This window comes from Deltaproteobacteria bacterium (assembly GCA_019309045.1).
Lineage (GTDB): Bacteria > Desulfobacterota > Syntrophobacteria > BM002 > BM002 > JAFDGZ01.
This window is the reverse complement of sequence record JAFDGZ010000125.1, coordinates 1-6,123: the sequence shown is the minus strand read 5'-3', so window position 1 is coordinate 6,123 and position 6,123 is coordinate 1. Positions and strand designations below refer to the sequence as shown.

At 52.3% G+C, this 6,123-nt stretch carries 4 protein-coding genes; all 4 read left to right on the top strand.

Going from position 1 to position 6,123, the window contains the following annotated elements; translation table 11 throughout:
- A partial coding sequence (locus tag JRI89_16165; protein ID MBW2072772.1) for a hypothetical protein occupies positions 1-137 on the top strand: 137 nt, incomplete at its 5' end.
- Positions 138-283: 146 nt separating this feature from the next.
- The gene (locus tag JRI89_16160; protein MBW2072771.1) at positions 284-1,924 is read left to right on the top strand and encodes an alpha-D-glucose phosphate-specific phosphoglucomutase; all 1,641 of its coding nucleotides are present in this window, start codon (positions 284-286) and stop codon (positions 1,922-1,924) included.
- A 143-nt stretch (positions 1,925-2,067) separates the two neighbouring features.
- Positions 2,068-3,897, top strand: a complete 1,830-nt coding sequence (locus JRI89_16155; protein ID MBW2072770.1) for an SLC13 family permease — start codon at positions 2,068-2,070, stop codon at positions 3,895-3,897.
- Positions 3,898-4,209: 312 nt separating this feature from the next.
- Positions 4,210-5,907 (top strand): sugar phosphorylase, encoded by a 1,698-nt coding sequence (locus JRI89_16150; protein ID MBW2072769.1) that lies wholly within the window; start codon positions 4,210-4,212, stop codon positions 5,905-5,907.
- The last annotated feature ends 216 nt before the right edge of the window (positions 5,908-6,123 follow it).

Below are 6,123 nucleotides of genomic sequence, written 5' to 3'. Positions count from 1 at the left end.
TGCAGCCGCGCAACACCTGGCAGGATAAGGCGGCCTACGACGAGCAGGCGAAAAAGCTGGCCTCCATGTTTGCGGAAAATTTCAAACAGTTTGCAGAAGACGTCTCCGAAGACATCAGTCGAGCCGGACCGTCGTAGAAGGAACAGGGAGAGCCCTGCAAGAGCAAGTGGACACATTTCCATCGGGCTCAATCAGCTCGAGTGTCCCAATCTTTGCCGCATGGCCAGCTGCTTTGTCAACCTGGGGCCAGCCAGGTCATTGGAATCTTGGAGGATGAAAGAAAGTGGTACACGAGCTTGCCGGAAAACCGGCGCCCCGATCTATGCTTGAAAATATTCCCAGGCTTGTTTCCGCCTACTACACTCACAAGCCTGATGTTTCGGAACCCGAACAGAGAGCTTCCTTTGGCACTTCAGGCCACAGAGGCTCTGCTCTGCGAAACAGCTTCAACGAAGACCACGTACTGGCAATCAGCCAGGCCATCTGTGAACTCAGAAGAGCGCAGGGCATCACTGGACCTCTTTTCATTGGAATGGACACCCATGCTCTTTCTGAGCCTGCATTGGCCAGTGGACTCGAGGTCTTTGCGGCGAACGGGGTGAGGGCAATGATCCAGGAGAACTTTGGCTACACACCCACTCCGGTTATTTCTCATGCCATCCTGACCTACAACCGCAGCAAGAAAAGTGGACTCGCCGATGGTGTCGTTATTACACCTTCCCACAACCCTCCTGCGGACGGGGGGTTCAAGTACAACCCCCCAGAGGGCGGTCCTGCAGATACTAGAACCACGACAGCTATTGAGAAGAGAGCCAACGAGATACTGGCTGGCAAACTGAGGGAAGTCAAACGGCTGCCTTTTGAGAGAGCGCTGAAGGCAGATACCACCAGCGAGTGTGATTTCATCGGGCCGTATGTCGCCGATCTGGCAAATATCATCGATATTGAGATCATTGCCGCCGAGGGGATCAAGATAGGTGTGGATCCTCTGGGCGGTTCCGCTGTTAATTACTGGGAGCCCATTGCCGAAAGGTACAATCTTGCCATCGAGGTGGTGAACAGTAGCGTTGATCCGACCTTTGCCTTCATGACAGTGGACAAGGATGGCAAGATTCGCATGGACTGCTCGTCCCAGTACGCCATGGCCGGTTTGATTCAACTGAAAGACAACTTCGACATCGCTTTCGGCAATGACGCAGACTGCGACCGCCACGGGATTGTGACCAGAAGTGCGGGTCTGATGAACCCCAATCACTATCTTGCGGTGGCAGTGAGATACCTGTTTCAAAATCGGCCTGAATGGCAAACAGATGCAGCAGTGGGCAAGACTGTGGTATCCAGTTCTATAATAGATCGAGTGTGCCTCCAACTGGGACGAAGGCTCTCCGAAGTGCCAGTGGGCTTCAAATGGTTTGTGGATGGTCTGCTGCACGGCAGTTACGGCTTTGCCGGTGAAGAAAGCGCCGGGGCCTCTTTCTTGAGAAAAGACGGCAAGGTCTGGACCACTGACAAGGATGGAATCATCATGGATCTGCTTGCCTGCGAGATCACGGCGGCAACAGGCAGAGATCCGGGGGAGCACTACAAAGATCTCGCAGATGAGCTGGGCAGCCCTGTGTATGAACGTATTGATGCGCCAGCAACGGTCCAACAAAAGGAAGTTCTGAAGAAATTGTCTCCTGATATGGTTACCGCGCAGCAACTTGCTGGAGAGCCTATCATTGCCAAGCTCACCAGAGCTCCTGGAAACGACGCTCCAATCGGCGGCCTCAAAGTGGTAGCTGAGAATGGCTGGTTTGCCGCCCGACCATCAGGCACTGAAGACGTTTACAAACTCTATGCTGAGAGCTTTAAAGGGAAGGAGCATCTGCAGAGAATTCAGGCGGAAGCACAGGCAATAATTGACGCCGCCCTTTCCACATGAGCAGCGGAGAGCAGCCAACATGGCGCTTGCTGTTGATTGACGAGCTGCATTATTGGAGTAACGTAGCAATTAAATTGCCTCTTGATCTGATCCTCTCCAACAAGTCGGCACCTCACCACTTTTAAAGCACCTGGGGAAACTGAATGACCGGGGAAATTCTCTTTGTTTTTTGTCTGCTGTTGATTACCATAATTCTCTTTGCCAGCGGCCTGTTACGCCTGGATGTGGTGGCCATTATGGTGATACTGGCTCTGATACTCAGTGGCTTGCTGTCGCCCACTGCTGCCCTGGCTGGTTTCGGTGATCCGGTGGTATTGTTGATTGCTGGTTTATTTGTGGTGGGGGAGGGTCTTTTTCAGACAGGTGTGGCATACGCCATTGGGGAATGGCTGATGCATGTGGCCGGATCCAGTGAAAGCCGCCTGTTAATTCTGTTGATGCTGGTGGTGGCTGGCCTATCCGCCTTTATGAGCTCTACAGGGGCTGTAGCCATATTTATACCGGTTGCCCTCAATCTGGCAGCCAAGGCAGGCTCGAGCCCGTCCCGGCTGATGATGCCCATGGCTTTTGCCTCGCTTATTGGCGGCATGTTGACCCTGATCGGCACCCCTCCCAACCTGGTGGTCAGCACCCAGTTGACCAGGGAGGGTCTAGATTCATTCAGTTTTTTCGACTTTACTCCCATTGGTCTGCTCGTTTTGCTTGTTGGCATTGGCTACATGATGCTATACGGGCGGCGTCTGCTTCCCCGGGAGGAAGGGGCGGCGGGAGAGGCGAGAGATCGTCTCTCTTTGAAGGACCTCGCCGAAATTTACAGCATTGCACGTCAGTTGCACCGCTTGCGCGTGTGGGCCGGTTCTCCCCTTGAAGGCAGGACTGTGGGCCAGGCCAAGCTGCGAACCAGATACGGCGTCACAGTGCTCGGGGTGGAACGGCAGCAGACTCGTCCCAGGTCGGTAAAGCCCGTCCATATCAACACTGAGTTCCGAGCAGGAGACATTCTCTACGCCGTTGGAGCAGATGAAAATATAGAGAGGCTGCTGAAAGCAGAGGAATTGGAGAAGCTGGAGATAGACCAGAGGCACAGCAAGGTTGCGGCTCGAGAGCTCGGGTTGGTGGAAGTGCTGGTGGCGCCAAGATCCGAACTGATCGGCAAGACAATAAGTGAAGCCCGCTTTCGCGAGCGATTCGGCTTGTCCGTTCTTGCGGCATTGCGCCAGGGCAAGCCGTTAAAGGAAGACTTGCTTGAAACTCCCCTTGCTTTCGGGGATTCGCTTCTGATTGGCGGTGGCTGGAGTCATATTGATCTCTTGCAGGGGAAGCAGAAGGACTTTCTTGTCTTGAATCTCCCTGCAGAGATGGCTGAGGTTGCCCCTAATCGCAGCAAAGCTCCGTGGGCCCTGGCAGTAACTCTGGTTATGATGCTGTTGATGACTTTCAAAATTGTGGCTGCAGTAACTGCGGTTTTGCTGGCAGCGCTGGCCATGGTGCTGCTCGGCTGTGTCAACATGAAGGACGCCTACAGGGCGGTGAACTGGGAGAGCCTGGTACTGATCGCCGGCATGCTGCCCATGGCCACAGTTTTGGAGCAGACAGGGGGCGTAGAGCTCATTGTCACCAGCCTTACCAGCATGCTGGGTGACTCTGGCCCCCTGGCCCTGATGGCGGGTTTGTTCATTGTTACTTCAGTATTCAGTCAGTTTATTTCCAATACTGCTACCACTGTACTGGTTGCCCCCATAGCTTTCGGAACTGCAATGGAGGCAGGGGTTTCTCCATATCCTTTTCTGATGACAGTGGCCCTGGCCGCCTCAACAGCCTTTGCAACCCCTATGGCCTCTCCGGTGAATACCCTGGTGCTCGGTCCAGGAGGATATAAATTTGATGATTTCATAAAGATAGGTGTGCCTCTGCAGGTTCTGGCCCTGGTTGTCACTTTACTTGTGGTGCCTCTGCTTTTCCCACTGAAATAGTGCCGGGGAGAATTGTAATGAGAGGCCGCCAGAGAAATGGCCTGCCACCTTCAGAACCATCTCTGTTCAAGTAGCTGCGATTCGGCTACAATGCTGCGCCAGAAGGAGGTGGTGTTCTGGCATGCGGCAACCTGCTGTTGCCTGGCAGGATGAGCAAGTCTGGTTGCTCTGCTGGCAAGTGCAGTTCGTGGCAGGTTGAGCAGTTGATCTGCTTTACCCGGAGCAGGCAGAAAGTGGTGCTTGCCCTGCAGAGAGAGCGAGGCAGATACAGAAGAAGATCATGATAACAATCTGCGAGAATGGAGATGGACAATGGCTGACTTGGAAACAGTTAGGGCTATTCTCATAAGGATCTACGGCAGCAAGAAAGGGGAGCTGGCCTTTGAGAGAATTGTGCCGTTGATCGAAAAATTTCCGGTCCGGGAAAGCAAGAAAAAGGGTTATTTTTCTGAAAGGGATGTGGTTTTGATTACCTATGGCGATACCTTGAAAAGGGAAGGGGAGCGGCCCCTGGTTACTCTTCACAATTTTGCCAGCAGCCACCTGAAGGAGGCCATCTCCACCATTCACTTCCTGCCCTTTTTCCCCTATTCCTCAGATGATGGTTTTTCAGTGATGGATTTCTTCGCCATCAATCCTGAGCTGGGCTCCTGGGAGGATGTGGCTGCCATTGGTGGCGATTTTCAACTGATGTTCGATTACGTGGTCAACCATTTCTCCTCGAAGAGTGAATGGTTTCAAAATTACCTGGCCGGCAAAGAGGGCTACGAAGATTTTGCTATCGAAGTAGACCCGGAAACAGATTTGTCCCAGGTAGTACGGCCCAGATCACTGCCCCTCTTGAGTAAATACAAGAAACACGACGGCAGCACCGTCTATTTGTGGACAACCTTCAGCGCAGATCAGATTGATTTTAATTTCAGAAGCCTCAACGTGCTCGAGAAAATGATAGAAGTGCTTCTTTTTTATGTCCAGCAGGGTGCCACCATACTCAGACTGGATGCAATCGCCTACCTCTGGAAGGAAATCGGCACCAGCTGTATTCACCTGAAACAGACACACGACATGGTCAAGCTGTTTCGGGCCATACTCGACCTGGTTGCACCCGAGGTTATCATTCTCACAGAAACCAATGTGCCACACGAGGAGAACATCAGCTATTTCGGCAATGGTCACGATGAAGCCCAGATGGTCTACAATTTTACCTTGCCGCCACTGCTCTTCTACTCCTTCGTGAAGGGTGATGCCACCTCGCTGACTGAATGGGCCAGAGGCCTTCATCTCCAGTCTGACAGCAATACCTTTTTCAATTTCACTGCATCGCACGATGGCATTGGTGTACGTCCCCTCGAGGGAATACTGCCTCCGGAGGAGATCGATGAGCTGATTGAGGTAGTAAAGGCCAACGGCGGCCAGGTGTCATACAAGAGAAACCCGGATGGCTCGGACAGTCCATATGAGCTGAACATCACCTATGTTGATGCAATTCTGGCTGACGCTCAATCCACTGCAGCTGAGAAATTTCTGGCTTCCCAGGCCATTCAGTATGTGCTCCCTGGAATGCCGGCCACTTATATACACAGTCTTCTGGGTTCGCGAAACTGGTTGGCAGGGGTGAAGCAGACGGGCAGGGCCAGAACAATCAACAGAGAAAAACTCGATGTTGCCACGGTGCTTTCCGAGCTGAATGATCCAGGCTCTTTCCGGGCAAAGGTTTTTTTCCCTTACATACACATGATCAAAACCAGGAAAGGGCAGGAGGCTTTTCATCCCAATGCATCATTTGAAATTCTGGATCTTGATGAGAGACTGTTTGCCATAAGAAGATCCTCAAAGAAGCAAACGATCTATGCTTTGACCAACGTTTCTGCCGCAAGTGTGCAACTTTCTCTAGCTGACTTTGATGTGCCGGACAAGATGCTGGATCTGCTTACCAGGGAAAATATGAAAACCGGCACTCTCACATTGGGTCCATATCAGTACGTGTGGTTGAGCAGCACGGATAGTTGAAAAGCTGCTAGCTATAAAGGTTACATCTTCTTTCTGATCGATGCGAAGACTATTTTGGAAAACCGGCAAGCAAGGAATTATTTGCAGCTTGGCCTCTCACCTCCGAGTATTAATCTCCACAGGGTCAATGTCATGGTGACAGTGGCATGAGACTGGTTCGTGAAGATTATGGCCACCTGTGCAGCGGCTTGGCGGGGCTTCAAGAAACAGGGCCTT